Consider the following 765-nt stretch of genomic DNA (forward strand, 5'->3'; position numbering starts at 1 on the left):
TAAATCTTATTAAAATATATAAAACTTAGAAAAAATAGTCTCTTTCTTAAAAAGATCAGAGGTAAACAATATGCGTGGGATTTTGGATCACTTTGATATGCCATTGAATAAAAAGATTTCCGTTCAACAGACTCAAAATTTTTCATGTCAGCCGTTACCAAAACGATTTTATAAACAAGTAAAAATTGCTTGTGAGGAAGGAGGCTTTACTCTCTTATTAGATGGACATTCTGTTAAAACGCCCGCAAGGCGTCATTTTTATGTGCCAACGCAAGTGTTTGCTGAATTCGTTGCTCAGGAATTTGAGAGCCAAAAGCACGTTGTTGATCCTGCAAAAATGCCGATGACGCGTTTGGTTAACACAGTTATTGATGGTATCGCTGATGATATGCAGGCGGTTTTTGAAGATTTATTGCGTTTCGTTGCATGTGATATGATCTTTTATCGTGCACAAACACCTACAGAGCTGGTGCAAAAACAATCTAAACAGTGGGATCCTTTATTAGATTGGGCAGAAGAAAAATTGGGGGCGCGGTTTTATTTGACAGAAGGGCTAATGCATGTGGAACAATCACCAGAAGCACTTCAAGCAGTCAGTAATTATTTACGTAGAGTTGAATCTCCTTATATGCTTGCTGCACTTCATATGATGACGACCTTAACGGGATCTGCTCTCATTGCTTTTGCGGTTGCTGCGGGAAAGATTGATGCTGATCATGCATGGTCTATTGCCCATTTAGATGAAGATTGGATGATGGAACAATG

The 765-nt window shown here is 38.6% G+C and carries 1 protein-coding gene; it reads left to right on the forward strand.

What is annotated here, in order from left to right; genetic code table 11:
• Positions 1-70 precede the first annotated feature (70 nt).
• Positions 71-765: ATP12 family chaperone protein (locus ACFIO3_RS14550; protein WP_375704726.1), on the forward strand; the 695-nt coding region annotated here is incomplete at its 3' end.

Source organism: Bartonella sp. AD328YNZD, assembly GCF_042196425.1.